At 64.7% G+C, this 24,407-nt stretch carries 23 protein-coding genes; 16 read left to right on the forward strand and 7 right to left on the reverse strand.

The window, feature by feature from the left end; all coding sequences use genetic code 11:
- The coding region (locus AAC997_RS01270) for an Ig-like domain-containing protein (RefSeq protein WP_340643884.1) at positions 1-1,870 on the reverse strand (1,870 nt) is incomplete at its 3' end.
- 219 nt (positions 1,871-2,089) lie between these two features.
- Here AAC997_RS01270 and AAC997_RS01275 point away from each other — a divergent pair.
- A complete protein-coding gene (locus tag AAC997_RS01275; RefSeq protein WP_340643885.1) occupies positions 2,090-8,653 on the forward strand; it encodes an RHS repeat-associated core domain-containing protein in 6,564 nt (2,187 codons plus the stop codon).
- Positions 8,653-8,964 carry a hypothetical protein gene (locus AAC997_RS01280; protein ID WP_340643886.1) on the forward strand — a complete coding sequence of 104 codons (312 nt, stop codon included), beginning with the start codon at positions 8,653-8,655 and terminating at the stop codon, positions 8,962-8,964. Before AAC997_RS01275 ends, AAC997_RS01280 begins: the two co-directional genes overlap by 1 nt.
- 194 nt (positions 8,965-9,158) lie before the next feature.
- On the opposite strand, the gene AAC997_RS01285 is transcribed toward AAC997_RS01280, so the two are convergent.
- The gene (locus tag AAC997_RS01285; protein WP_340643887.1) at positions 9,159-9,842 is read right to left on the reverse strand and encodes a hypothetical protein; all 684 of its coding nucleotides are present in this window, start codon (positions 9,840-9,842) and stop codon (positions 9,159-9,161) included.
- A gap of 165 nt (positions 9,843-10,007) precedes the next feature.
- On the opposite strand from AAC997_RS01285, the gene AAC997_RS01290 reads away from it, so the two are divergent.
- The 13 genes from AAC997_RS01290 (at position 10,008) to AAC997_RS01350 (ending at position 20,670) form a co-directional block, all read left to right on the forward strand.
- A complete protein-coding gene (locus AAC997_RS01290; RefSeq protein ID WP_340643888.1) occupies positions 10,008-10,418 on the forward strand; it encodes a hypothetical protein in 411 nt (136 codons plus the stop codon).
- Positions 10,415-10,975, forward strand: coding sequence for a hypothetical protein (locus AAC997_RS01295; RefSeq protein WP_340643889.1), 561 nt, complete (start codon positions 10,415-10,417; stop codon positions 10,973-10,975). Before AAC997_RS01290 ends, AAC997_RS01295 begins: the two co-directional genes overlap by 4 nt.
- The gene (locus AAC997_RS01300) at positions 10,972-11,781 is read left to right on the forward strand and encodes a hypothetical protein (protein WP_340643890.1); all 810 of its coding nucleotides are present in this window, start codon (positions 10,972-10,974) and stop codon (positions 11,779-11,781) included. The genes AAC997_RS01295 and AAC997_RS01300 overlap by 4 nt, the downstream gene beginning before the upstream one ends.
- Positions 11,778-12,293 (forward strand): hypothetical protein, encoded by a 516-nt coding sequence (locus AAC997_RS01305; protein ID WP_340643891.1) that lies wholly within the window; start codon positions 11,778-11,780, stop codon positions 12,291-12,293. Before AAC997_RS01300 ends, AAC997_RS01305 begins: the two co-directional genes overlap by 4 nt.
- On the forward strand, positions 12,281-12,826 hold the full coding sequence (locus AAC997_RS01310) for a hypothetical protein (RefSeq protein WP_340643892.1): 546 nt from the start codon (positions 12,281-12,283) through the stop codon (positions 12,824-12,826). The genes AAC997_RS01305 and AAC997_RS01310 overlap by 13 nt, the downstream gene beginning before the upstream one ends.
- A 38-nt stretch (positions 12,827-12,864) precedes the next feature.
- On the forward strand, positions 12,865-14,700 hold the full coding sequence (gene gspD / locus AAC997_RS01315) for a type II secretion system secretin GspD (RefSeq protein ID WP_340643893.1): 1,836 nt from the start codon (positions 12,865-12,867) through the stop codon (positions 14,698-14,700).
- Complete coding sequence (locus AAC997_RS01320) at positions 14,675-15,394, forward strand: hypothetical protein (protein ID WP_340643894.1); 720 nt, start codon at positions 14,675-14,677, stop codon at positions 15,392-15,394. Before gspD ends, AAC997_RS01320 begins: the two co-directional genes overlap by 26 nt.
- Positions 15,391-15,807 carry a type II secretion system major pseudopilin GspG gene (gene gspG, locus AAC997_RS01325; protein WP_340643895.1) on the forward strand — a complete coding sequence of 139 codons (417 nt, stop codon included), beginning with the start codon at positions 15,391-15,393 and terminating at the stop codon, positions 15,805-15,807. The genes AAC997_RS01320 and gspG overlap by 4 nt, the downstream gene beginning before the upstream one ends.
- Entirely contained in the window at positions 15,807-16,550 is a 744-nt protein-coding gene (locus AAC997_RS01330; protein WP_340643896.1) for an A24 family peptidase, read from the forward strand. The genes gspG and AAC997_RS01330 overlap by 1 nt, the downstream gene beginning before the upstream one ends.
- Positions 16,532-18,238, forward strand: coding sequence for a GspE/PulE family protein (locus AAC997_RS01335; RefSeq protein WP_340643897.1), 1,707 nt, complete (start codon positions 16,532-16,534; stop codon positions 18,236-18,238). Before AAC997_RS01330 ends, AAC997_RS01335 begins: the two co-directional genes overlap by 19 nt.
- Positions 18,231-19,436, forward strand: a complete 1,206-nt coding sequence (locus AAC997_RS01340) for a type II secretion system F family protein (protein ID WP_340643898.1) — start codon at positions 18,231-18,233, stop codon at positions 19,434-19,436. Before AAC997_RS01335 ends, AAC997_RS01340 begins: the two co-directional genes overlap by 8 nt.
- A 25-nt stretch (positions 19,437-19,461) precedes the next feature.
- Positions 19,462-19,959, forward strand: coding sequence for a hypothetical protein (locus AAC997_RS01345; protein WP_340643899.1), 498 nt, complete (start codon positions 19,462-19,464; stop codon positions 19,957-19,959).
- 450 nt (positions 19,960-20,409) lie between these two features.
- Positions 20,410-20,670, forward strand: coding sequence for a DNA-binding protein (locus AAC997_RS01350; RefSeq protein WP_340643900.1), 261 nt, complete (start codon positions 20,410-20,412; stop codon positions 20,668-20,670).
- Positions 20,671-20,693: 23 nt separating this feature from the next.
- Here the strand turns inward: AAC997_RS01350 and AAC997_RS01355 are convergent, their stop codons facing one another.
- The 3 genes from AAC997_RS01355 to AAC997_RS01365 are packed head-to-tail and all read right to left on the reverse strand — an operon-like array spanning position 20,694 to position 22,510.
- Complete coding sequence (locus tag AAC997_RS01355) at positions 20,694-21,020, reverse strand: DNA-binding transcriptional regulator (RefSeq protein WP_340643901.1); 327 nt, start codon at positions 21,018-21,020, stop codon at positions 20,694-20,696.
- On the reverse strand, positions 20,995-21,387 hold the full coding sequence (locus tag AAC997_RS01360) for a type II toxin-antitoxin system RelE/ParE family toxin (RefSeq protein ID WP_340643902.1): 393 nt from the start codon (positions 21,385-21,387) through the stop codon (positions 20,995-20,997). The genes AAC997_RS01355 and AAC997_RS01360 overlap by 26 nt, the downstream gene beginning before the upstream one ends.
- 58 nt (positions 21,388-21,445) lie before the next feature.
- Positions 21,446-22,510: a site-specific integrase gene (locus AAC997_RS01365; protein ID WP_340643903.1), complete on the reverse strand. Its 1,065-nt coding sequence runs from the start codon at positions 22,508-22,510 to the stop codon at positions 21,446-21,448.
- A 118-nt stretch (positions 22,511-22,628) separates the two neighbouring features.
- Here AAC997_RS01365 and dusA point away from each other — a divergent pair, with 118 nt between their 5' ends.
- Entirely contained in the window at positions 22,629-23,645 is a 1,017-nt protein-coding gene (gene dusA, locus AAC997_RS01370; RefSeq protein WP_340643904.1) for a tRNA dihydrouridine(20/20a) synthase DusA, read from the forward strand.
- Here the strand turns inward: dusA and AAC997_RS01375 are convergent.
- Together AAC997_RS01375 and AAC997_RS01380 are read right to left on the reverse strand one after the other, a co-directional pair.
- On the reverse strand, positions 23,589-24,110 hold the full coding sequence (locus tag AAC997_RS01375) for a TIGR02281 family clan AA aspartic protease (protein ID WP_340643905.1): 522 nt from the start codon (positions 24,108-24,110) through the stop codon (positions 23,589-23,591). The genes dusA and AAC997_RS01375 overlap by 57 nt on opposite strands.
- Positions 24,111-24,215: 105 nt before the next feature.
- On the reverse strand, positions 24,216-24,407 hold a 192-nt coding region (locus AAC997_RS01380), incomplete at its 5' end, for a DUF1289 domain-containing protein (protein WP_340643906.1).

The raw sequence follows: 24,407 nt of genomic DNA on the forward strand, positions 1-24,407 counted from the left end.
GACCTGAAGCGTTGTTCTTCAGAATCTTCAGTGTCCGGGCATCGGCGTCCAGCGCGAAACCGTAGACATCGTTGAGGGCCGCGGCGGAGAGGCCGCTACCGCTGGCGGATGTGGTCCAGGTTTGGTTGAAATAGGTGTCGATCCCGGCGTTCTTGTTGGAGTAGCCGCCGAAGTTCCTGGCAAGGTTGACCACATTCGCCACTCCGGGGTCGATTGCCCCGCAAAGTAGCTTCACCTCCCAGTAGCTCCTGCCGGCCGTGAGTGGCTGATCGAGGTAGACGTGAACTCCGTTCGTGGCCGAGGAGAAGGATCCTCCCTGAAGGGTGGCGAGGGGGCCGTACAAGTTGTCTTGCATGACCTCGAGGGTCGAAAAGCGCGGCGGCGACACGGTCGCGATGACAGAGGCTGTGGCCGTGGCTCCCCGTCCGTCCGAGATGGTGTAGGCGAAGTTGTCGGAGCCAACATAGAAGGCAGTCGGAGCGTAGCTTACCTTCCCATCCGGCCTGACGGCGGCGGAGCCATGCTGGGGGGGCGTCAACGAGCTGATTGTTAGAGAGTCGCCATTCGGGTCGCTGTCGTTGACGCGGGGATCGAAGATCACCGTCGTATTGCGGTCGGTGGTGATGAAATCGGTCACCGCGATTGGCGCTGCATTGGCGATGGTCAGCGCGATGTTGGCGGTTGCTGTGCCGCCTCGCCCATCGGAGATGGTGTAGCTGAAGCTATCGGCGCCCGAATAGGAAGTGGCCGGTACGTATTCGATCAAGGATCCGCCTGTGATCGTGGCGGTGCCATGCCACGGGGTCGTGGTGCTGCTGACGGTAAGCACGTCGTAGTCGGGGTCGCGGTCATTGAGGGTGGGACGCAGCACGGTTACGCCGTCGACGCTGCCTGAAGCTCGATCCGCGACCATGAAGGTGTCGTCGACGGCCGTCGGACTACGGTTGGCGCTCGCAAGCGGCGTCACGTTGACAAAGATCTGCGCGCTCGCCACGCCGCTGTCGCCGTCCGCGATGGTGTAGCGGAAGGTGTCGCCGCCCACATAACCGGTGTTGGGGATGTAGGTCAGGGACGTCCCGCTGTTGACGATCGCCTGGCCGTGCGGCGGGTTTTCGGCAGCGCTGATGGTGAAGGCGTGGCCGTCGAAGGCGCGGTCGTTGGTTCGCGGGTCGAAGGTGATGGAGCTCGCACCGTTGGTCGATACAGTGTCCGGCTCGGCGATCAGCGGACTACCCAAACTGGCCGATGAGAAAAGCCGCAGGTCGCCCAGCGAGACTTGGCCCGTACCCGGGCGCTTGAGTCGCAGATAGCGCAGTGAGACGCCACCCAGAGCGATCGAGCGCGTGACGCCGGCCGCCATGCCATTGATTGTCGCGGCCGACTTCCAAGTCGTTCCGTCAACGGAGTATTCGACATTCAGGCCGTTTGCGTCTTCGACACCCGCGCCGACCGAGGCCGCCACTGCAGGGGCGACCTGGATGTGGTTGACGTTCTTGGCGGCGCCCAGATCGGCTTGAATCCAGGCGCCACTCTCGCTCTGAGTGGCGTGGATCGAGGCCAGGGCCGTGAAGCCGCTGTCGCGCATAGCGCCGGCGACTGAAAGGCCGGTGGCGCCAGCGTTCGAGGAGGCCGTGAACGCGGTCGGAAACAGTTCGGCGTATTCCTGGCCGTTACTCAGCCGCGTCCGATTGCCGGCGTTGTCGTAGGTGTAGACGACAGTCTTGCCATTCTGGTCGATGGCCGAGACCAACCGCCCCAATGCGTCATAGGTGTACTGGGTCGTCTCGGCGCGCGGTGACCCTGCCAACAGCGCCCCAATGGCGACCGCCAACATCAAGCGTCGCGAATGCGACAGCGGAACAAGCCCCATCGTGCCCCCCGGCTAGTTTGTCTTGGGGTTCGCGCCTCCAGCGACCGACGCACCAAATGGCGCTTCGCGTCAGAATGGAAAATATTCGCGGCCCCTCAATTGACGGTTGCTTAAGCTATGCCATAGCTTCGCGCAACTATGCCGAGCGCGGAAGTTTCGCTCGTGTGTGACGGTGAGAGGCTCGGGGCGCGTACGCCGCCGGGTGGGGCGGGGGGCACTATGGTTTCGAAGCTCGTGCAGTGGCGCGAATGGCGCGGCTGTGTTTTCGCGGCGATCGCCTTGCTTGCAGGGTCCGTGAGCTCGGCCCTGGCCGAACCATCCAGCAAGATCGGCACGGCGATCCTCGTCTCGCCGTCGGCGGCAGACAGCTTTTACGGCTCGGCCACCACAGCAACCAACAGCATCGGAAGTTCCGCCCGCCCTAATGAAATCAAGGAACTTGTCCGTGCGCTGAAGGGCGACCCGGACCTGATCTATGAGCACGTCCGGAACAACACCGAGATGGTCTGGACCTACGGCCTGAGCAAGGGCGCGCTAGGTGTGATCGTCGACCGTTCGGGCGCAGCCTTCGACCAGGCCCACCTGATGGTGGAACTGCTGCGGGAGGCCGGCTTCACGGCGTCCTATAAGGTGGGCACGATCACGCTGACCGGGACGCAGTTCTCGGACTGGTCGGGAATCACCTCTGCGACCGCAGCCTGTCAGCTGCTGTCTTCGGGCGGCATACCGGCTGTGATCAATGGTTCGACGACCGCCAACTGCGCCTATGGATCGGCAACTGTGTCATCAATCGAGGTCGGCCATGTCTGGGTGGCCACCACGATCGCTAGCGTCGAGTATGTCTTCGATCCGGCCTACAAACCCCACACCTTCAAGGCGGGTCTGAACCTTACAACTGCCGCGGGCATGACGACGGGGGAAGCGCTGACCCAGGCTTCCACCTCGACCACCGATGGGACGGCCTCAGGTGTGTCCTATACGCAGTATGTCAACGCTTCGGCGCTCAACACCAAGCTCACCGCCTATGCGACGGCGTTGCAGACGACTTTACAGGCCACGACTCCGACGCCCTCCATGTCCGACGTCGTCGGGGGGCAAGCGATCACGCCGGCCACCATCCCCTCGGCGGGACTGCGCCTCATCAGCCTGCCCTACACGTCCAGCGTCCTGAGGACGATTTCTGGGGACGTGCCCAATCAGTACCGCACAGGACTGACGGTCCAGATCACCAAGGTGAGGCCCGACACGTCGACGCCAACCATCGTCAACAAGGCGCTCTACGTTGATGAGATCTACAGCCGCCGTCTGATCTTCGACACCAACTTCGATACGACAGGCGCCAGCTTCACCGGCGCGCTCAAGCTGCTGGACGAGAACGGTGCGGGGCCAAGCCTAGCCAGTGCGACCTATTCCGATAGCCCAGATTTCAGCAAGGGAACCATCACCCTGACGGTGAACGCGCCCTATGCCTCGGGCGCCAACGGTTCTTCCACAGTGGACGGCTCCTATATGGACGCCGTGATCGCTCGACCGGTGAACTATGCGCTACCCTTCACCGTCGTTCACGGCTGGGGCGACATGGGCCGCGGCCTCATCGACAAGTGGGGCTCGCGGAAGGACACGCTCATGCCCGCCGCGCCGACCTACGCCTGTGCGGTCTGCAACAAGTCCTACAAGGTGACCTTCAAAGGTGACGGCCGCCGGGAGCTGCTCGCCGCAAGTTGGCTCGCCCAGGAATCTAAAGCCGCGAGCCTGCACGCTGCCATCGCCAAGTCGATCATTACGCAGCACTACGCCGTCGGCATCTCCGCAGCAGACACATATGTCCTGAAGACCGATGTCAACGCCGGCGTCGGTTCACCCAACTACGCCTATTGGATCACCGACAGCTACGATCGGCTGGACGTGGAAACGGGCTTCAGCCTCACGTCCAAGGCGGCGACCGCCACAGACCGCAGAGCTGGCGTTCAAGCTATAGCCGCGACCATTTCGGCGCTCAAAGGCGGCGTGACGGCCCAGGTAGCGGACCTGCCGGATGTGAACTCGACCGCAACTCGTTTTGAGTGGGCCAACTCACCGGTGGCGGACGATACGGCCTCAGCTGGTTCCGCGCGCCGTTTTTACCGCTACGTCTCCAGCGGCGATGCAGCCCAAGCCGCCGGGCTGACGCAGGCGGAGGGCGTAACGACCACGTCAGAAAGTGGAACTCACGGTATCACGACGCCGGTTCTGGGAAACACGGAGCTCCAGGCACGCCGACAAGTTTTGTCCGACGCCATCAGCGCCTATGTCGCGGCTGGCTTCTCGGTTGTGGCTTCGGAGGAGGCCTTCCTAGGGCCGGGCCGACGTGCTGGGGCCTTGCGCGTCGCGGGGGGGAGCTACACCCATGAGCAATCGCTGCAACGCGGCGGCGCCTTGGTCGCCACGAAGTACGACGGCAATGGCGATCCAACCGAGATCGCCCATATTCTGACCGGACCCAATGGTCGGGTGGACGGTGGCGGCGGTGGTGCGCAGACCTTCCACCAGCATCTGTATGATCCCGCTACCAGCGCCGACGTCGTCAAAAGCCGGTTCATCGATGGGCAGCCGGGCGATGTCAACTTCACCAGCCCAGCGAAGATCGTGAAGGGAAGCGGCGCGGCGCCCTTCGAATTGTCCTTAGCGCTCACCTGGCGCGGAGGTGACGCCAAGGATGAGACCTTCGGCCCCATCGATCATCGGCAGCCCCAGGGACCCTGGACCAGTAGCTGGAACAACGGCTTGACCCTCTCTGGGTCGGGCCTTGAGGCCATGGGCCAAACCGATGTCCGCGCAGCGCTGGGGACGATTGCGGCCTTTGTCGCTGCGCAGGATATCTACAAAGCCTCCCCGGCGCTGAAACGCGACGTCGCGGGGGTCCTGGCCGTGGCGTGGTGGACTAAGCAGCTAAACAACAATGTGGCGACCGCCAGCTTGGGAGCCGGTACCCGACAGTTTGTGCGCAAGTTCGACGGTCAGTGGCTGGCGCCGGGCGCGGCAAGCTATGCGACCCTGACCCAGACGGGATCGCGGGCGATCGATGTGGATCATCCGTCGTGCAGTGGGTCTGGCGCTCCGGAGTACATGCCGACCCGCGGCTGGACGAATAGCGGCCTGTCGTTTGCACTGAAGAACGGAGCCGGGGACACCCAGACGTTTTCATCGTGGCGTCTCACATTCGACCATTCGGCGGCAGGTTGCGTGAAGCAGCAGGGGTACAGGCTTTCCACCTGGGCCTGGCCGACCGGCGCCACTGTCGACTTGCAATATTCCTCGTCGACCGGCGCCACGAGCGTGCAGGTGCCGATCAACGTCTCCAGCGGCTATTCGACTGCGCAGTTGACCGCCGGCGGTCTTGGCGGTTTCACGATGGCAGGTTACGTCGCCGTCGCCCAACAGACCGGGGCTACCCACACCCATACCGACCCTAGCGGCGCGGTGACCAAGTTCGAGATCGCCACGATCGGGACCGGCGCCTACCAGCGCTTCCGGTTGGAGAAGGTCTACGGCGCCGACAATGCGACGACGCCGGCGATCCAGTATGTGTTCGACACGCTCGCGCGGGCCAAGGAGGTCAAGGACCGGCTCGCGGTGATGGGGAGCCGCCCCTCGACGCAGCTCCTGCTGGCCAATGGCCTGCGTGATGAGTCCATCGATGCCCTTGGCTACAGCACCGTCGTCTACCGTGACCTGGAAGGACGTCCGATCCGGACCATCAATGCGCTCGGGGCAGTGGCCACAGCGGCTTATGACGGCCGCGGACGGCCGCTTTCCGCCACGTCTCCGGAAGGCCAGGTAACCTCGGTCGAATACAACGACCGCAACCAGCCTACCAAGTCGATCCTCGCCGCCCGGCCGGGCTCCGCCGAGGCCGGTCAAACCATCACCACCGAGACAGGCTGGGACGCGACCTGGAACCAGCCGGCCTGGGGCAAGGATCCCAAGGGTGCGCAGACCGACTACAGTTACAACAGCTACGGCGCGCTGAGCTCTGTCGTCCATCCGGCGGCTGAGTCTGGCATGTCTCGTTACAGTGGCTCGCTCTACTATTACGGAAACGGCATGCCGATGTCGGTGACCAATCCGATCGGCGGCACCTATTCCGCGGCATACGACGGATCGGGAGGCGCCGATTGGACGGCCAGACAGAGCGATACCTGGGACGTGCTCGCCACCACCGCGTTAGGGGATCCGACTTCCGTTCAAAGCCCGCGGGGGGGCATTTCGCGCTTCACCTACGACACAATGCGGCGTCGCACCTGGGCCTCCGAGCCGAGTCCCGTCAATTCAGGTAGCGGATCGGCAAGGGAGCGCGTCGCGACCCGGACGACCTATGACGTGGTGGGCCGCGCGACGAAGGTCGAGCGTGGGATGCAAACCAACGTCACCAGCCAATTGGACGCGGGTGGCCCCTTCGTGCCCTACCTGACCGCCACCACGGAGTACGACGTGGTGGGCAATGTCGTGAAGGTTGTCTCTCCCTCGGGCGTGACCCAATACGCCTACGACGCCCTCAACCGTGTGACCTGCACCGCCGTGCGGATGAATCCAGCGGTCTATGGCCGACTTCCGTCGGACGCCTGCGTCCCCTCGACCGCGGGGGTGAACGGTCCCGACCGGATCAGTCGCAAGGTCTACGACGCCATCGGTCAGTTGGTTCAGGAGGAGATTGGGGTCGGCAGCGCCGCGCAGCAATCCGCGGCCAGGTACGCCTATTCGCCCAATAGGCAAAAAATCACCCTATCCGACGCCAACGGCAATGCCTCTTCACTGGCCTATGACGGCTTTGGTCGGGTCAAGCGCCTCTACTATCCGGCTAGCCCTCGCGGCTCCGGAGTCCCCAGCACCACCGACTACGAAGAGTACGGCTACGACGTCAACGGCAACCGCACCTCCTATCGTAAGCGCGACGGACGAGTGATCAGTTACCAGTACGACGCGCTGAACCGGGTGATCGTGAAGGACCTGCCCAGCACGACCTCGGAGGACGTCTATTACAAGTACGATGGTGCAGGGCACCTCACCCAGGGGCGGTTCGGGTCGGCGTCGAGCGACCCCGCCATACGCTTTTCCTATGACGCCCTGGGGCGCGTGACGAGTGAAAAGTCTTATGTCTCCGGCACTCAACACGAGGTGACCAGCAGTTACGACGCTGATGGTAATCGCATCGTTGTGCAGCCCGATTCCTCAAGCAAAACAAAGTACACCTACGACTTGGCCGATCGGTTGACGGGCGTCACCATCAACGATTGGGCCAACAACGGTCTCTACGTGAACCTCGGCGCGATCGCTTATGGACCCATGAACCGGCGATCCTCGATGATCAGAGGCAATGGTACGCGGGCCGACTACAGTTTCGACAACGTCGGCCGTCTTTCGGGCCTGAGCCAATCGGGCTCGTCGGCCTCCACCGCCTTCTCGCAGACCTTTGACTATAGCCCCACAGGGCAGGTGACCGGCCAGGCCCAGAGCGGCGCAGCCTACGTCTGGTCGGGACAGCCCACCACCACCACCAACTTCACTCACGACCAGCTCAACCGGGATGCGGCCATCGCGGCCGCCAGCGGCTATGACGCCAACGGCAACTTGACCTTCGACGGTGTTCGGACCTTCACGTACGATGTGGAGAACCGCCTGACCGCGGTTACCGGCGGCTCGGCTCCCGTGGCGGTCGCCTATGATCCTATCGGCCGCATTCAGAAGGTGACGGCGGGCAGCGCGACGACAGATTTCCAGTACGACGGCCAACGTCTGATCGCGGAGTACAATGCCGCGACCAATACGAGGCTCCGCTGGTACGTGCACGGCGTGGGGGTCGACGATCCCATCGGCTGGCTGGAAGGCGAATACTGGGCTGATCCCCGCTGGCTACATACCGATCGCCAGGGCTCGGTGATCGCGACGTCGGACTCGGCCGGAACGGTCACGCCCTACACCTACGGCCCCTATGGCGAGCCGCAGACCTGGGCGGGCTCCCGCTTCCGATACACCGGCCAGATCGCCCTGCCGGAGGCCCAACTCTACCACTACAAGGCCCGCGTCTACGACCCGATGAAAGGGCGGTTCCTGCAGACCGACCCGATCGGGTACGGCGATGGGATGAACATCTACAGGTATGTGCACGGGGACCCGATGAATGGAACGGATTCGAGTGGGCTTGCACCAGACTGGGACGGACCATACCTGCCCAACCCCCCCCCACCAATCCAAGAGTTGGAAATCACCGGCAATCTGTTTCCACAAGGGTTCGACCTGGCGCAGCTGCGAATTCCGTCAAACCTCGGCAGCATAGGCCCTGGTTCAACAGGCCTAAACATTACCAATGTCTCGTCCACCGGGGGGCTTGAGGAGTTCAGCGCGGAGCTTGCCATTGCAATAAATGAGGCGTTTGGCGGCCATGTTGCAGAGAGACATATTGATAAGTCAGATGACTATCTGATTGCTAGAGCGCAGAAAGTAGGATTTGCCAGTACATTCAGGTCAGCTGTAGCGGCCAATAAAGTAATAAATCGTGCGTACGAAGTTGCAAATCCAGTGGCAATGGCATTACTTGCGGCTGGAAAAATACCCTCCGTGAGGGTGGACCTGAAAAATCCTACTCCAACCGGATATGGCTTCGCAGCTGATGGAACTAGATTGGATGTGTATAATGCGACAGTAATTTTTAAATTGAATAACCTAGGGTTTATAATGGTTCTGACTGCATATCCAAATAACATTATAGGCAATTCAAATCAGAATGTCGATCTAGGGGGGTTGTGATGATCGATCTCAGTCAATACAATTCTTCCACACTGCGAGATATTCTATCTCAATTTCACCAGGATTTTGACTTGGAAGAAATTGGTGTTCAGGAAGGATTCCATCGAGCGTTGAGTTTGCTTTCAGATGGTAGCAGGAAGGAATTGGTGGGAGACCTCAGGTCTGTTCTGGAGGCGTGCCCAGATGAATTCGATCTCAGGAAATTTCTACACAAGAATGGAATGGAGTGGATGCCTCCCACGGTTGATATGCGCGCCGAACTCCGAAGTGTGGTGAATTTGGAGATATTGCATCTCGAGCGGGATGACTGAAGCTGTCCATTTTGATCCTTCGATTCTACTGATTGACTACGGTGACATCGCGTAATCAGGGTGTGAATTGGGTGGTATGAATAGGGGAGCGCAGGGACGCAGTAATACATTCTGCGACCTGAATGTCTGATTCTGATTCCGGTGACATGATAGCAATATGGACTGCAGATAAACTTCCGTTGCCGCAGCCAGACCTAACGCTCAGCGGTGAACTCCAAACGGTATACCCGACGCGCGAAGCTCAAGTCCCCGCGCGGAAGACACCCCGCCAGCGCCTGCAGCGCCCGCGCCTCCGCCCGCAACCTCTGCTCATCGAGCATCTCGTTCGTCTCCCGAACCACGCTCGGGGGGCGGCTTAGGCCGCCGGTGGCGTCCAGGCTCACCTCCAGGGTCACCGGCCGTTCTACGCGGGTGGAGAGATTGCGCCAGCAAGGTTCGATTCGGCCCCAGAGATCGCCCGCCGAGGCGGAGCCCGCCGTCTCGCCGTTGGCGGCGGCGTAGCCGGGGGAGGAGGTTCGGTTTGCTGTGGGTGAGACGCGTTCCGGGGAGTGCTGGATGGAGTCCGGATACTTCGCCTCGACGCGATCCTGTTGCTGCGCGGCGGGCTGCTGGAGGCGGTTCACGAGGCGGCTGAAGTCGCCGTTGGGGCTGATCCTCCCGACGGGGACAGGGAGGCCCTCCGAGGCGGTCCGGTACTTGGCGAACAAGGGCTGCAGGGCGCCTCCGCCCGCGCTTGCGGTCTGCGGGATGCGCGGGGCAGTAGGGCCAACCAAAGAGACGTTGATCACCGGCCCTTGGGGACCGCCGCCGCCGCCCGAGATCAGGTCTCCGGACGCTGTGGCGAACAAAAATGTGAAGAGGGCGATGTGGATGATCACGGAGACCCCGACTGCGCCGGTTCGCCTCAGGCGCGGCCCCAATCGCGCCGGTTCGACCAGACCCTGACCCAAATCCATCTGCGCAAGACGCCGCCGTGAAGCTCTAAGTTGCGCAACCTTGTGTATATGATACCGGTCGGGGTGCAATGCTGGGGGGCGGCGCTTTTGGATCTCGTTCGTGGCGCAGCGTGTGGGGTAGGGGCCAAACCGGCGCCGACAGGCGACGCCGCCAGCGGCTATGCGGCGGTCGACGCCCTGGTCGCCCTGATGATTATTTCCATGACCCTGATCATGAGCTTCAAGGCCATGGCGCAGGCCGGCCAGACCACGGCGGCGGCCACTGAGGTGCGCCGCGCGGAGGCCCTGCTCAGCTATCTGCTGGAGTCGACGCCCCGCGGGTACGAGGTCGCGGCCGGTCGGACTGACGGGTTTGCCTGGCGGGTAGAGCTGGACGCCACGGGGGCCGAGCGTCCCGTCGAGGTCTGTCGCCGCGCCGCCTCCCTGACTTCCGTGGACAGCGGACGCACCTACAAGGCCGCCACCCTGGAAACCTGCCCCGTCGGAGCGGTCTCGTGAGCCAAGACGGCTACACCCTGACTGAGACCCTGGCGGCTTTGGTGATGATCGGCCTGGCCATCGGTGGGCTGTCCCTGGGGGTGCACGTCCTGGGGCGTTCGCAGCTCGCCGTCAGCCGCCAGGTGGCCGCCGCCACAGCGGCGCGCATTGCCCAAGTGGATCTGGAGCGGATGCTCGCGTCGGCCGGTGCGTTCCGGGCTCGGGACGCGGGCGGCTTGGTGGGCAAAGCCGAGGCTTTCGACTTCGCCTGCGGCGCAGCCAGCCGGTGCAAGGCCGCGCTGCGCGACACTGCCAAGGGGTTCAGTCTGGATATTCAGACGGGTCAGGGGGATCGCCATTTGGCGCTCGGTCCTGCGGCAGGCGCGCGATTCGTCTACCGTGGAACCCTGGCCGACAGCCCGGTCTGGCCGCCGGCCGGAACCACGCATGAGGCGCTGCGGGCAGTCTCCATCATTGAGGGCGACGGTGCGACCGTTCGTCCGATCCTGGTGGCGCGGGCCTGGGCCGAGCAGCCCGCCGCCTGCGACTTTGACGTGGTGATGCAGGATTGCCGATGAGTTCCGTCCACACCCTCCTGCCGCCGGACCTTGACACCACTGAGCCCGATCCGGTGGTTACGCCCCAGGTCTTCGTCCGCGTCTTCGCCGTGCCCTCGGGCATGCCCTGGGAACAGCGGCGCGCCGCCGAACTGGAAGCCCGCCACGGCGCCCCGGTCCCGATCGCCGACCTGATGCACAAGCTGAAGCGGCTAGGAACCTGGTCGTTCGGTGGCTCGGCCAGGTTCGCGGTCCTCTACATCCGCACCAGCGAGTTCACCGGCCCCTTCGAAACCCTCGTGGACGTTGACGGCGTCCCCACCAAGGTCGGATTCGGAACAGGTGCGGAGCAGACACAGCGGGCGCGGTTGATGGCCATGCTGGCCCTCCTGGCCGCCATTACCCTCGCGATCCTCGGCAGCGGAGTCGCGGTGGCGCTCAGCGTTCGGGCCGAGACGTCGGCGCGGTTGGACCTGGCCGAGCAGACCGCCCAGGCCAAGACCCGCGCCGCCAAGACCCAGCAGACCCGTGCAGAGCAGATGCGGTTGCTGGGCAGGGCCGTGGGCAAGGCAAGGCCCGTCGAACAGGTGCTCACCGACCTCGCCTGGGCGTCGTCGGCCCGGGCGCCGGAATCGCGACTGGCGGCGGTGCACTGGGATCACGGGCTGCTGGCGGTGGAAGCGCGCGGAGCAGCCGCGCCTTTCCTGGCTGAGGAGCGGCCTATCGAGCGTTCGGACAAGCCAATCCGCCCAGGCGTCTGGCTCTGGGGTGTCCGCCCCGATCCTTCGCCGGCGACAACATTCCCCTCGGAGAGGACCGGGCCATGACCCTCACCGAGCGACCGACCCAGAGGGACGGGATCATCGCCGTGACCATCGCCTTGGCCAGCGCCCTGATCCTGGGTCTCATTCTGGCGGCGATCAGCACACCGGCCGATTTCAAGGCGCGGCTCGCTGAGGTGCAGCAGCAGGTGGACGAGGCGGGGCGGCTGGCGCGACCCTCGCGCGCCCTCTCTTCCTACCCAGCTGATGCGCTCTGCACTCGCATACCGGTCGAACAGGCCCAGATCCTACGTTCTGACCTCACCCAAGCTGCGGCCCAGGCGCAGATCGAGGTCAAGCGGATGGAGGTGGGCCCGGGCGGCGGCTCAACCACTGACGATCGCCTCGCGACCTTGCGGGTCAAGGTCGAGGCCTCCGGCTCCTATGAATCGGCGCTGCTGATGCTGGAAGCGATGGGCAAGCTGCGGCCGCAGCTGTTCGCCGACACCGTCGACCTGACGCCCAAGGCGTCCACTGTAACCCTCAGTTTTTCGGGACGTGCGTTTTGCTCCGTTTGACCCTCTATCTCGGCGCGGCCCCGATCGGCCTGGCGACCGGCCTGTTGGCCTGGATGGCCGCAGGCGGCGCGGCGGCCGGCTTCGAGAAGCTCGTGCCCATCGAACAGGGGCTGACCGCCATCCGGCCGCCGCCGCGCATGAACGTGCAGGTGGGTTTTGTGTCGTTGCCCGACATGGTCGCCGCGCCCCTGTTCGCCTTGGCGACCGGGCCGGGCGCGGTCGCTGAGGCGGTGATCCGGGTCGAAGGCGTCGCCCTGACCGCGAGGCGCACGGCGGCCTTGATCTCCATCGATGGGAAGGCGGCCGATTGGATGCGTGTGGGCGAGACGCGGGACGGCGTCACCCTGCAGCAGGTCACGCCTGGCAAGATCGTGGTGGACACCGCCTTTGGGCCGAAGGACGTCGCGCTTGGGGAGCGGTCGGCTGGGGCGCCTGAGCCCAGTGCGCCGGCGATCCAAGCCAGCCGAACCGACGAGATGCCGCCCGGCTTCCGCGGCCCGCCGCCGCCTGCCAGCGCACCGCGGTCGCAATGAGCCGCCTCTCTCCCAGGCTCATCAGCCTGATACTCGCCTTGAGCCTGAGCATTCCCGCAACTCCCGGCTGGGCCCAGGCCGAGAAAGGGGCGGAGAACTACACTTTCGCCTTCCAGGACGCCGAGATCCGTTCGGTGGTGCAGGAGGTGTTGGGGCAGGCCGGCGTACCCTTTGCCATCGATCCCGCCGTCACTGGCCGCATCTCGTTCCGTATCGAACAGCGACTGACCAGGCCCCAGCTTCTCGCGGCCCTGGAGGCGGTGCTGGCCGCCAACGGCGTGGCCCTGGTGCAGAACGGCGGGCAGCTGGTGGTGACGCCGCAAAGCAAGGCCAAGTCGACCGCCGACATTCGCCAGGGCGCGAAGGGCGCCGGTCAGGCGGGCTACGAAGTGGTGGCCGTACCACTCTCCTACGCCCAGCCCACCGAGGTGGCCCGCGCCATGGAGGCCATCTCGGCCGCCGACACGGTGCTCTACGCCAATGACAAGCTCGGGCTGCTGCTGCTGGGCGGATCTGGTCAACAGCTGCGGTCGGCGCTGGAGACGCTGAAGATCTTCGACCAGAACGCCTTCCAGGACTCCAAGATCCGCTGGTTTGAGCTGACCCAGGCTCAGGCGACGACGGTGGCCACGGAACTCGACCGCATACTGCAGGCCAGCGGCATGGTTGGGGTCGCAGTGGTGCCGCTGAAGCGCCTGAACGGCGTGATCGTCTTCGGACGCTCGTCCGAGGCGTTGGATGAGGTCAGCAAGTGGGTGTTGCGGCTAGATACCCCCGGGCGAGAGGTCGGCTCGTCCCTGTGGGTCTACCACCCGCGCAACACATCGGCGGAGGCGATTGCCCGCACGCTCAACAGTGTGATGGGGGGCGCGGGCGGGACCAGTCAGGCCGCCAGCCCGCCGTCACCGGCGTCGATAACTGGGGGGGCAACCACGACTTCTGGTCCGCCCCTCGCCTCGGCGCCCGTTGGGCCGACAGACGAGGACATGAGGGTCGGTGTCGACAAGGACACCAACACGCTGCTGATCTTCGCGTCACCGGCGCGTTGGGTGCAGATTCAGCGGATATTGAACGAGATTGACCGGCCGGCTCGACAGATCTTCATTGAAGCCTCGATACTTGAGGTGACGCTGGGCAAGGAATTCCAGTTCGGCGTGGACTGGCAGGCGCTGGCCAACGATCTCACCATACAGTCGATCGGCAATAAATCGGGCGCCATTGGCGCTTCCTTCCCGGGCTTCTCGGCCACCTATCTCGGGGGTGACATTGAGGCGGCGGTAAAGGCGCTGGGGTCTCGGACCGCGATCGAGGTGGTCTCGGCCCCGAAGATCATCGCCCTCGACAACCGCACCGCCCGACTGCAGATCGGTGATCAGGTTCCAGTCGTGGTCCAGTCCCAGCAAAGCACCACCAACCCCAATGCCAACCTGGTCAGTACGGTGGACTACCGGAGCACCGGGGTAATCCTGACTGTGACGCCCCGGATCACCGGAGAGGATCAACTGTTGCTCGATGTGGTCCAGGAGGTCAGCTCTGTCGCCAAGACGGTGACCTCTGGCATCGACTCCCCCACCATCCAGCAACGGCGGTTTGAAAGCTCTCTCATCGTCTACAACGGCGGCGTGGTGGCGCTGGGCGGCCTGATCAGCAGCAGCCGCACGACCTCAAACTCCGGAGTGCCTGGCCTGAAGGACATTCCGGGGGTCGGCGCCTTGTTCAGCTCCCAGAGCCGCAACGCCAGCCGCAGCGAACTGATCATCCTGCTCACCGCTCGGATCATCAACGACCGGGCCTCGGCCGACAGCGCCATGACCGATTTGCTGGCCGATATGCACGAACTGCAAAGCCGTGGCCTGCTGCCCGTCAGACCCTGACGCCGGCTACGCCACTCCGGCGGCCATGGTGTTCAGCCTGGCGCTCGCCCTGGTGGGCGTCGCCATGGTCGGGCGTAGCCTCGCGCTCATGCGCCTTGTGCGGGCAGACCTGGCGCGGACCCAGGCGGAGTACGCCTTGGACGGCGCGCACCTGGCTGCCGCCGCCGCAATCGTCCGTAGCACCCGGCCCGGCCCCTATCGCTGGACCCTACCCACCGAGGACGGATGGACGGAGATCACCGCGGCGGCCGAGGCCGACAAGCTCAGCCTCGACGCCGCGAGCAGACTGGAAGACCAGGCGTTCGCCGCTCTCGGCGTTACCGATCCCGAGGTTTTGCGGGGAAAACTTACCGCCGCCAGCGGGCAGCCGGGATACCCAGACATCCGCCCACTGGAAGCCGGCCGTCTCTGGCGAACCTGCGCGCCGGAGTTTGCCTCGGCCTACGGTCGGCAGGCGAGTTTCACCTATGCGGCGCCTGTCGAGCCGGGGTTGGGATCGAAGCCAGCCTCATGGCATATCGGTGAAGCTTGGCGCATAACAATCACAACCTCTGCGGGTTGGCGCGACGCCAGGATCGTGAGATTTACAGGGGACGCGCGTCATCCGGCGGCGACGGTCCTGAGGTGGCTGTCGCGCGGAGGGGGAGTTGGGGGACAATGCGAAACCGTTCTGAAGGCCGTGTCGGCCGCATGAGGCGCGATGACGGCTACACGCTGACCGAAATCCTGGTGGTGATGGCGATCATCGGTGTGATCGCCGCGGTGTTGACGCCAGGTCTTATCAGTCAGCTCGGCCGCGCCCGGGCCAAGACCGCGCAGCTGCAACTGGAAACTATCGCCGCCGGGGTGGAGATGTTCCGCTCCGATGTTGGTCGCTATCCAAACAAAACCGAGGGCCTGGGCGCCCTGATCGCCGAACCTGGCGACGCGGACGGCTGGACCGGGCCCTATCTGAAGAGCACCAAGGTGCTGAAGGACCCCTGGGGCAATGCGGTCACCTATGATCCGGAGGACAACGGCGTGGGTTTCCACGTGACCAGCTATGGCGCGGACGGCAAGGCCGAGGGCGTGGGCCTCAACAAGGACCTGCAGGCGCCAGGCCAGTGATGGAAACCGGCCTTCAGTTCGGCGTAGCCGGCCTGCTGGGCCTGGTCCTGGGAAGCTATGTGGTGACCGCGGCGATCCGGCGCAGCCGCGGGGAGGCGACGGCGCGGGGCCGGTCGCACTGCGACGCCTGCGGGGTTTCCTTGAGCTACGCCCAGACGGTGCCGGTGATCTCCTTTGTCGGTTTGCGCGGGGCGTGCCGAAGCTGCGGCGACCGAATTGATCCTACCCATCTGGCCGGTGAACTGGCCGGCGCCGCGATCCTGGTCTCTGCAGTCTGGATCGGTGAGCCGGTCCGGGTGGCGCTGCTGAGTGCTCTGGGCCTCACCCTGCTGGCGAGCGCGGTGGTGGACGCTCGAACCCAGCGACTGCCCGACACCCTGACGGCGGTGATCGCCGCCCTGACCATTGTGCTGGCGCTGACCCGCTCGCTTCAGAGCTTGGAAGTCGGGCTGGTGGCCGGAGCCCTGACGTTCGCGGTCCTCAGCGGTGTGCGTTGGCTCTCGGCCCGGAACGGGCGCGCGCCTGGCCTCGGCTTCGGCGACGTGAAGCTGCTCTCGGCGCTCGCCATCTGGTTAGGGCTGGCCACGCCATCGACCGTCGTGGTGGCCGCCCTGATCGGCCTTGCCGTGATGATCGGCCTGCGCCCTGCCGACCGGAGGTTACCCTTCGGCCCCATGATCGCGGCTTCGGCCTGGACGGTCGGCATCCTGATGGAGGCTGGGTTGTGGCCGACGATGGCGTGAAATCTGCGTTCGAGGGCGCCACTCGCCACAAGCGGGAGAGCGTGCTCGACCGGCTGTTGGAAGCCCGGCTGGTGGACGCCTCCGCCGTCGCGCGCAGTGAGCTGGTCGCTGCCCGCACGGGTCAGCCCATCGAGCAGGTCCTGAACCAGCTGGGCAGCCTGTCGGATGACGACCTCGTAGACGCCTATTCTGCTGTCGCCGGCTGCGAAGTCTGGGAGCCGATGAAGACGCCCGTGAGCGTCGATCCCGCTTCGATCGGCGTCTCGGCGGAGTACCTGCGCCGCGCCGGTATCCTTCCCGTCGCCCGCAAGGGCAAGGTCCTGGTCTGCGCGGCCTGCGATCCCTTAGATGACGAGGGGCTGTCGGGCTTGGTGTTCGCCACCGGATGCGACATCTCCATTCTTGCCGCCCGGCCAGCCGACTGGCGCCGCGAGTTCGAACGGACCTTCGCCGCCCCGCGCGAAGCCAAGGCCGCGCCGGATGAACGGCGGCTGGAGCGCGAGATCGACTTCGTCACCGACAAGTCGTCAGAGGGCTCGGGCGCGCGCTTGGTGGCGGCCGCCTTCGAAGCCGCGATCGCCGTGGGCGCCTCCGACATCCACTTCGAGCCCACGCGCCACGACCTGCGTATCCGCCTGCGGGTCGACGGCCGATTGATGGATCACCAGGTGGTGTCCGCCGATCTCGCGGCGCCGGCTGTCTCGCGGGTCAAGGTGATCGCCAACCTCAATCTCGGCGAACGCCGGCTGCCGCAGGATGGACGCACCACCTTCGTCGTCCAAGGCAAGCAGGTGGACGTGCGGGTTGCGACTTCACCCACGGTGTTTGGCGAGTCGGCGGTCCTCCGAATCCTCGACCGAAGCGCCGTGCCTCTCGACCTGGACGCCTTGGGGCTAAACGGCGAGGTCGCTGCGATCCTGCGCCGCGCGGCCAAGGCGGCCCACGGCTTGTTCCTGGTGACAGGTCCCACCGGGAGCGGCAAAACGACTACTCTCTATGCGCTGCTGCAGACCTTCGTTGGGACCGGCAAGAAGGTGCTCAGCGTTGAGGATCCCGTCGAATACCATTTCGACCACGTCTCCCAGACCCAGGTCGCGCCCCAGCTTGGCCTGACCTTCGCCGCGGCCCTGCGATCCTTCTTGCGTCAGGATCCCGACATCATCCTTGTGGGGGAAATCCGCGACGCCGAGACCGCGGCGGTGGCGGTGCAAGCTGCCATGACAGGCCACTTCGTCCTGGCCTCCATCCACGCCAATGGCGCTCTGGCGGTGCTGCCACGCCTGCGAGACATGGGGGTCGAGCCCTATCAGCTGGCCGCAGGTTTCCGCGGCGCGGTCGCCCAGCGCCTGGTCCGCCGGCTCTGCCCGCACTGCGTTGAGACAGGCGCGCCCACCGAGTCCGAGCACCAGTTCCTGCAGTCCTTTTCTCTGCCGGCGCCCGCGAGTCTGGCCCACGCCAAAGGCTGCACGCGCTGCAAGGGGACGGGCTTTAAGGGACGTGTGCCGATCAGCGAAGCATTCCAGGCCCAGGAAACCCTCCTGCGCGCTGTCGCTGATCGCCAGTCGGCCGCCGATATCGAGGCGATCGCCCGGCGGGGTGGTCTGCGCGACATGGCGTTGGACGGTTATGAACAAGCCTTGGCCGGCCTCACCACCCTCGACGAAGTGGCGGCGGCCATCCATGGCTGACCAGTTCACTTATGTGGCCATCAGCCCAGAGGGTCGCCGTGTGCGGGGCCGTATCGCGGCGCGGGACGAACCAACCGCCTTCGATCTCCTGCGTCGCGACGGTCTGTCACCCCTGCGGCTTACAGCGAGCCGAGCGGTTGCGGTCAAGGAAGCTAAGCCCAAGTCACTGGCCGACCGCGAAGCGGCGGACTTCCTTTCCAGTCTCGCCGATCTGCTAAAGGCCCGCGCTGACATTCGCACCGCCCTGGGCATCCTGGGCGACCGTTTCGAGCGGCCTCAGGTCAAGCTGGTTTGCCAGACACTGCTGGAGGAGATTGGCGGCGGGGAGTCCTTGGAGCGCGCCTTCGCCGGGAGCTTTCAGGGGCGACAGGCTTTCGTGGCCCCGATGGTGGCTGCCGGTGAAGCGGCTGGCGACTTGCCGGGTGGCCTCCAGCGAGGGGCTGAGGTGATCTACTCTCGGCTGAAGCTGCGAGATCAGCTGGTCTCGGTCCTGGCCTATCCGGGGTTTGTTTTCGCCAGCGCCATCGGTGCGGTGTTCGTGATCCTGCTGTTTATTGTTCCGTCCATCGCGCCGCTGGCCGAGGAGACCGGCTCGAACCCCCCGATCGCCCTCTCGGTCATGATCGCCGCCAGCGACTTCCTGCGAAACAATCTAATCCTCTTGGGCCTTGGCCTTGGCACTTTGGTCGCCGCCTTGATCGTAGCCGGTCAGGTCGGGGTGCTAGCTGCGCCTCTCGAGCGGCTCTTTCTTGATGGCCCGGCCCGGCGCACGGTTTCGGGCTTGGTTTTCGGAGGTTTCGCGCAATCCCTCGGGACGATGCTCGCTGCGGGCGCGCCGATCGGGGATGCGATCAGGCTGGCGCTTCGGTCGGTGTCGTCGGCGGGCGCCAAGCGGCGCCTTGAACCAATCGCCTACGCGGTACGCCAGGGTCAGTCGCTTTCGGATGCTCTGAGCACGGTGCGCGGGTTTCCAGCATCCATTGTACGGCTCGCGGCGGTGGGCGAGGCGTCCAATGCCGTCGGCGAACTCCTGATGCGCGGCGGCAAGCTGGAGGAGGACGCGGCCCTGAGGCGGATCGAAACGCTCGGGCGGATCGCAGGGCCAGCCTTGATCGTCTTCCTGGGCGCCTTGCTGGGCGTCCTGATGGGCGGCTTGCTCTCAGGTGTGAGTTCGATGGGGCAGTCCGCGCTTGGTTGAAGGTTTAACGATGAGGAGACGAGGCATGTTAGGGAAAGTCTGCGTTGTCATGGCGCTGGCCCTGGCCGGATCGGCAGGAGCCGCGACAACAGGAACGCCGCCCCTTGTGGCCGCCTATGCGAAGCAACTCACCGCCCGCTGCCCCGAAGTGAAAGGGCGTCCGTTTGGCGATCAGGTGGATCTCAACGGCGACAAGATCGACGACTGGGTGATCGATGCAACGCGGCATGGATGTGGGGCGTCAAACAGCCTCCAGGCGGAAAACGGCGCCTTGGTGACCGTGTTCATGGGCGCGGCAGACGGCATGGCATATCCGGCTTTCCAACAGGCAGCCTTTGGGAGCCGATTGGAGCGCACTGGGGGATCGACACGCCTCGTCGTCACGGTCGCTGGGCCACCGTGCGAAGCTGACTCTATGACGGTCAAATGTGATCGAATACTTCGATGGAGCGCCTTGAGGAAAAGGTTCGAACTGGCCCAGGCTACGCCCCTCAGCGGGACGGCTGACCCTACGACCAAGTAGGGGGTCATTTGAGGCTTCTAACTGCATTCGATCTTTAGTGTCAGTCGCTATCGTCTCCATTGAGGGAAGGCGCTGGTTTCTCACTCCGTCAGTAGAACGTAGGCCCATTCGTTCACGTTGCCTCGCCCAGAACGTCGCGAACCTGCGGTCAGTCGAATTTGGCCAGGCCAGCAGCCTTGCGGCTCCGTCCTGAAGGTTTGGCGGCTTGACGGCCACCCTGACCCAGCCCGGACTCCTTGGCTTACCGGGATCGCGCCTCGGCGTAGGCCGGTGCGACCATTCCCTCGTCGCCCCATCGCGATGTGAATATGGCTCGAAACTGCCGCTATGCACGTAGTTGCGCAGCGTAGGGTTACGCCTTTCGCGCCGAGGCTGCGTGTGGATAGTGAGTCGCGTGCCGCTTCTCGTTCGTGTCATCGCGAATGCCCAACGGCGAAAGGAGAACTTGCAATGTTTGAAGGCGCGCCCATGCCGCCCCGCCTGCTTCGCACTTCTGAAGCGGGGCATTTCCTAGGTCTCTCGGGCAGGACCCTAGAGAAGCATCGAACCTACGGAACCGGTCCGATTTATCGGAAGATCGGCGGTCGGGTGGTCTACGCAATCGACGATCTGCAGACTTGGGCTGATCGTGGCGCAAAGTCCTCGACGTCTGATCCAGGACACGGGCGAGTCTCGCCCGCACGTCCCCAAGAGCCTCGATCGTTCAGCTAGGGCTCGGCCTCCTTCGAGGGACCTCATGCTATTGCTTGCAGGCCCTTCGCTCTCACCAAATTTAGCAGCTTCAATGAGGGGCCGTTGGGGCGCTTCTCGCCTCGTTCCCACTTGCTGACGGCATCCTTGCGCACATTGAGGTATCGCGAGAACACCGCTTGAGAGACCTGCTCGCGCTCCCGCAGCGAGCGGATTTCATCGGGCGATAGGCACTCTACGGGAGTCAGGCATAGAGCATCGAAGTGGCGCATGGTCGCTTGATCGACCAAGCCGATCTTGTGCAGTCCAGCGACGGACTCATGCACCACCGCGAGGATATCTGCCTCAGGATTGCGAGCCTTTGTCGCCATCAACTTCTAGCTCCACCAACTCACCTTGCGCGACCGCCTGGGCGCGCTCGTGTTCGTCATAGCTCAACAGGAGGGTTGCGTAGCTTTGCAACGCCTCCAGCGCCTTCTTTGTCACGTTCGCCATCTCGTTCTTGGCGAAGCCGTAGACGAAAAAGCAGGACGCACCGACGCGGAAGGCGATGAGTGTCCGATAACCACCGGACTTTCCGCCGCCAGCCCGTGCGACCCGCTGCTTATAAACGCCTCCACCCAAATCGACGCCGAAGCGGTCATTGACGACCTGAGCCGCAGCCTCTGCAAGCTGAGCATCTGCTAGACCCGCCTTTAGTGCGAAGCGCGCAAACGCCTTGGTCTTGTAAATGCTCACGACGGGAGCGCCGCTAAGCGATATGTAGCTCTAAGAGCTATAGAAATCAACTTGGTCATCAGCCAGCCCCCGTTCTCAAAGCGATGTCGTGGAGCGACTCCGGCCTCAGGTGCGTATAGCGCCTGAGCATCTTCCAATCCTTGTGTCCCGTGACGAGCGCCACCTGCTCAATGCGGAAGCCGGCTTCGAAGAGTCGGCTGGTGCCCTCATGGCGCAGGTCGTGGAAGTGAAGGTCTTCGATTTCCAAATCCCGGCAGGCTCGCGTGAAGGACGTGCCCGCCGATTTGTGGACATAGGGGAAGATGCGATCGTCCTCATTGGTGCGGATCGCCCGCTGCTCCTCGATGAGCCCGACGGCGTCGAACCCTGAGACCGCAAGGAGGGGGATGCGTTGGTCGTTGCCTTTTTTCTCGCGAGGATCCTTGCGGTCGCGGATCGTCAGCATCTTGGTCCGCGCGTTGTAATCGCTCCAGGTGACCCGGCAGATCTCCTCCTGGCGCATCGCCGTGGCGATAGCGAACCGGATGATCCGGCTCATCGGCATCGTCAGCCGGTCGTTGGCGTCGAAGTGGCGGAAGAGCGTTTCGAGTTCCTCGTCGGTCGGCCGACGGTCGCGCTCATTGCTCTTGCCGATAAGACCCAGGCGCTTGAGCGCGATACGCGCCAGATCAATCGGTTCGATCTTCACTGGAACGCCATGGACCGCTGCGGCGTGCGACATCACCAGCCGGATCGCGCCGATATCCATGGAGAGGGTGACGGGGCCGGCCCCGGCCGTGGCACGTGCGCGCCCGAACTGGATCAGCCGCTCGCGGTCGATCTCGACGAGCTTCAGCTTGCCGAGGTCGCGCTTGAGCATTTGCAGCGTCGCGTCCTTCGAGCGGCCCGGCGCGCGGCCGACCTCCTTCATGTCCTCGATGTGGAGGTCGATGAGTTCGCCGAAGGTCCGAAGGCGGGCGATACGGGTAGGCAGGGGTGTCTCGCCCCGGTCGATCTGCCGCTCGGTGTCGAGCGACCAGCCCTTCGCGTCCTCGTGACGGACGAAGGTCTCGCTAAGCGCGCGGCCTTTGCGGCGGACCTGGGCGCGCCATCGTCCAGACTTCTGTTTGCGGATCGAGGCCATTTTCTGAGTGCAAAACGGGTGCAGTGGATTGGCGAAAGGGGGCGAAAAGCGGCGAAAAATAGCGTAGAACCTCGCGCCATTCGTCCGATTTAACGCCTTGAGATGTAAGCAAATTCCCGTGCAAAATCAAGCGCATAGACTGTCTATTGCACCTATGATGGACTGGACGGACCGGCATTGCCGGGCGTTCCACCGGGTGTTGACGCGGGAAAGCTTGCTCTACACCGAGATGGTGACCACCGGCGCCGTGCTGCATGGCGACCGCGAGCGGCTGCTGGGGTTCGACGACGTGGAGCATCCCGTCGCCCTGCAACTGGGGGGCTCGGAGCCCGCAGACCTGGCGGCGGCGGCCCGGATCGGGGCCGACCTGGGCTATGACGAGATCAACCTCAATGTCGGCTGCCCGTCTGACCGGGTGCAGAGCGGTCGGTTCGGCGCCTGCCTGATGCGCGAGCCGGAACTGGTGGCGCAGGGCATGGCGGCCATCCGGGCGGCGGTCTCGATCCCGGCCACCGTGAAGTGCCGGATCGGGGTCGACGACCAGGAGCCGGAGGAGAGCCTGTTCACCCTGGTGGACCTGTGCGCCCAGGCTGGCGTCACCACCTTCATCGTCCATGCCCGCAAGGCGTGGCTGAAGGGCCTGTCGCCCAAGGAGAACCGGGATGTGCCGCCGCTGGACCACGGCCTCGTCCACCGGTTGAAGCGCGAGCGACCGGGCCTGACCATCGAGATCAACGGCGGCATCGGCTCGCTGGACGAGGCCGAGGCGCAGCTTGCCCATACCGATGGCGTGATGCTGGGCCGGGCGGCCTATCACACGCCCGGAATCCTGGGACAGGCGGACCGCCGCATCTTCGGGGCGGCGATCGATGTCGATCCGTTCGAGGCGGTGGAGCTCTACAAACCCTATATCGCCCGCCAGCTTGAGCGCGGGGCGCACCTGTCGGGGATCACCCGGCACATGCTGGGCCTGTTCCACGGCGCGCCGGGCGCGCGGACCTGGCGGCGGATCCTGACGGTGGAAAGCGTGAAGCCGGGCGCGGACCTCGGCGTCGTGGACCGAGCCTTGGCCGCGGTGTCAGGGCTGAAGGATCAGCGCGGTGCGGGTGGCCTGGAAGCTGGAGAGGCGGCCTAGATAGGTCATGCCCAACAGGGAGGCGTCGAGCCCCTTGTCCAGCACGAGCGCATCGACATCGGCCAGCTTGGCGCCGGCCACCGAAACCGAGGCCAGCTTCACGGCGGCGGCCCTGGCCTCGCCGTTGGCGGTCATCACCTTGTAGCCGTAGTTCAATTTCGCGGTGTCGAAGCCCAGGCGCTGGGCGTCGGCGGCGGTGAGCGCCACGGCGCTGGCGCCGGTGTCCACCAGGAAGCGGACGCTGGCGCCGTTGACGGTCCCTTGCGCCCAATAGTGGCCGTCGCTGGCCTTGGCGATGGAGGCCGCCTCGCCCTGCGCGGGCGCGGGTTGCGGTTCCGGGACGAAGTGGGCGACAGCGGCGCGCAGGCCGTCGGACCGCGTGGTCGGGTCCAGGCTGACGACGGCCTGGGCCGCGCCCACCGCCGATACGGCTCCGATCAGGGCCATGGCGGCCAACTTGATCATACTCGACACCCTCGCCACCTTGGCGCTGTCCGGCCGTTCTCGGCCTTGTTGAACGGACAGGTTACGGCGACGGGTGTTTGCAACCGGTGAACGCGCCGGCCGAAATCAGCTGAACATGGCCAGCTTTTCGGGGCGGATGCGCTCCCGGCGGGTCGGCAGCTCGGTCATGATCCTGGCGCGATCCTCGTCCGACAGCTTCTGCCACGCGGCGACCTCGGTCAGCTCGCGGTAGCAGCCCATGCAGAGGCCGGTTTCGCCGTCGATGACACATACCTTGATGCAGGGGGTCTTGATCGG

Origin of the sequence: Phenylobacterium sp. (assembly GCF_037968635.1) — a bacterium.
GTDB lineage: Bacteria > Pseudomonadota > Alphaproteobacteria > Caulobacterales > Caulobacteraceae > Phenylobacterium.